Raw genomic sequence first — 2,622 nt, 5'->3', positions numbered from 1 at the left:
CCGAACAGCGCCTCGGGTTCGCCGCGGTACCAGGCCCAGAGCTGATCACCGAAATCGAAGTGCCACCATTCGCTGGGCAGATTGGTGAACCCGGCCTCGGTCATGACGTGATAGAGCAGACGCCGGTTGTCGCGTGCCTCGGCCTGGGGCGTATCGCCGGCAGGCGGATGGCGCTCGAAATGATCGGCGTGGGACTCGGGTGTCGCCTCGTCGAACAGCGTCCCCATCTCGAGCAGCAAGCCGTCGGCGTCACACAGGGTGACATCGACGGCGCCACCGGTGAGATGCGGACTCGGCGCGTCCGGGTCACGGCTGGGCAGCGAGACGAATTCGCGCGTACGCGCCAGCAGCTGCTCCTCATCAAGCTCGGGGTCATGCGTCTTGAGCGACTGATATAGCGTCTCGAACAGATACTGCTGCACCCGCCAGGGTCGCCAGCCATCCATCACCACCAACGACAGCCCTTGCGGCAAGGCGCGCGCGGCCTGCAACAGGCGCTGATACACCGCGCGCCGCACGAGACATTCATTGACCGCCCCGGGGATACCGAGGCGCGCGTAGGCAGGATAGACCTTCAGACATGACGGCCCGAGGCTGGTCGGCACCAGAGTACTGTCACAACCCTTGACGGGAATTCGGGTGACCTGCGTCCAGTCCGGCTCGTCATGACTCGGGATGGGGGGAATTGGGCGATTCAATGTTGACGTCATGAGTTGTTATCCAGACAGGGTCGGCAACCACAGGGTAAGAGGCGGGAAGATGATCAGCATCAGCAGCACCGCGACCGCCAACAGCACGAACGGCCAGATGGTGCGAAACAGCGAGGTGATCTCGAGCTTGCTGACCGCGGCGGCCACGAACACGCAGGCGCCCATCGGCGGCGTGATCAGCGCGATGGTGATATTGAGCGTGATGATGACCCCCAGGTGCACGGGGTCGATGCCGGCGGCCATGGCCACGGGCACGAAGATCGGCGTCAGCAGCATCAAGGCCGAGACTTCCTCCATGAACATGCCGGTGACGAAGGTGATGGCGCTGAGCAGCAGCAGGATCAGGATCGGGCTGTCGATATAGGGTGTCAGCAATGCCACGAACTGATTGGGCACCTGGGCATAGGACAGCAGCCAGCTGACGATGGACGACACCGCCATGATCACGAAGATGGCGCTGGTCAGGCGCGCCGTGTCCTTGATGGCACCCCACACATCGACAAGCTTGAGCGGCCCCTGGCACAAGCCGCAGAGCAGGACATAGGCCACGATCAAGGCGCCGGATTCGGTCGGGGTCACGATGCCCAGCACGATACCGGAGACGATGATTACCGGTGCCACCAGCGCAGGCAGTGCCCCGATGACCGCCGCGATCACTTCGCGACGTGCCGGTGCCTGACCGCGCGCCTGCAGACCATGACGCCGGGCATACCAGGCATTCATCGCCATGAATGCCACCGCCAGCACCAGACCGGGTACGACACCGGCGAGGAACAGGCTGCCCACGGAGGTATTGGTCAGCGAGGCGTAGAGGATCATGAAGATGCTGGGTGGGATGATCGGCCCGATCAACGAGCTGCCCGCCGTCAGACCTGCGGCAAAGGAAGTCGAATAGCCCTCCTTGCGCATGGCCGGCACCAGCAGCGAGCCCAGTGCGGAGGTATCGGCGACCGCCGAGCCATTGACGCCAGCGAAGAACACGCTGGAAACGACGTTGACATGACCCATGCCACCGCGCAGATGTCCGACCATCAGGCGTGCCAGGCGCATGAGGCGTTCGGTCAGGCCACTGATGTTCATCAGGTTGCCGGCGAGAATGAACAGCGGAATCGCCATCAACGAGAAGGCATTGATGCCACCGAAGAACTGCTGTGGCCCGAGGCGCTCCAGCATCGAAATATCGACGAACAGAAAGCCGGTCACGGCGGTGACGAGCAGGGAGAGAAACAGCGGCAGGCCCAGCAGCACGTGCACGACGAAGATGGCCAACATTGCCCAGATCATGAGCGTGGCCCTCCTGTCCTGTCATCGTGTGTCGCAGACTCGTCGACCTCCTCGTCCGGCGCGATCTCAAGCGTCGGGGATGTCAGCGGCCGTGGGCCATGCAGCAGGACCTGCACCGTGATCAGCGCGAAGCCGATCGGCATCGACAGCATCGGCACGCTGCGGCTGACGCCCAGCCCCATGGTGCGGAACATGCTTGCCGACATGGCGTAGTGCCAGGTCATCCAGGTCGCGCCCGCCATCAGAACGAGCGTCAGCCACCACTGGTAATGGATCAGCGCCGTGGCCATGCGCGGAGGCAGACGCCGTTCCAGCAGCGCCACGCGCATGTGCGCCCCTTCTGCCCAGACGACGCCGATCGCCAGCATGACACTGGCGATGATGAGATAGCGGGTCAGCTCATCGACCCAGATGGGCGCGCCGCCCAGTACATAGCGCATCACCACGCCGTAAAGCATGATCAGCACCGTGGAAGCCAGCAATACTGCCGCTATCGCCAGTGTCACGCGGCCACAGGCAAGCAGCAGGCCTTCCCGCAGGGAAGACTGTCGTGAAGGAGTCATGGAAGTCATTTACCGCAATCCACCAGCAAGGAGGGAAATTCAGAGCCTCGATGCCCGGACTGTCA

At 63.3% G+C, this 2,622-nt stretch carries 3 protein-coding genes; all 3 read right to left on the bottom strand.

Translation table 11 applies throughout. The features are described from left to right. Window positions 1-710 (bottom strand): M15 family metallopeptidase (locus AC4FAH_RS08095; RefSeq protein WP_490245875.1); only part of this gene is annotated, 710 nt, incomplete at its 3' end. A 6-nt stretch (window positions 711-716) separates the two neighbouring features. Continuing rightward, window positions 717-1,994 (bottom strand): TRAP transporter large permease, encoded by a 1,278-nt coding sequence (locus tag AC4FAH_RS08090; protein ID WP_153635620.1) that lies wholly within the window; start codon window positions 1,992-1,994, stop codon window positions 717-719. Beyond that, window positions 1,991-2,557, bottom strand: coding sequence for a TRAP transporter small permease (locus tag AC4FAH_RS08085; protein ID WP_213114112.1), 567 nt, complete (start codon window positions 2,555-2,557; stop codon window positions 1,991-1,993). Before AC4FAH_RS08085 ends, AC4FAH_RS08090 begins: the two co-directional genes overlap by 4 nt. Between the last annotated feature and the right edge of the window lie 65 nt (window positions 2,558-2,622).

This window comes from Cobetia sp. (assembly GCF_983723665.1).
This window is presented reverse-complemented; position numbering and strand designations above follow the sequence as displayed.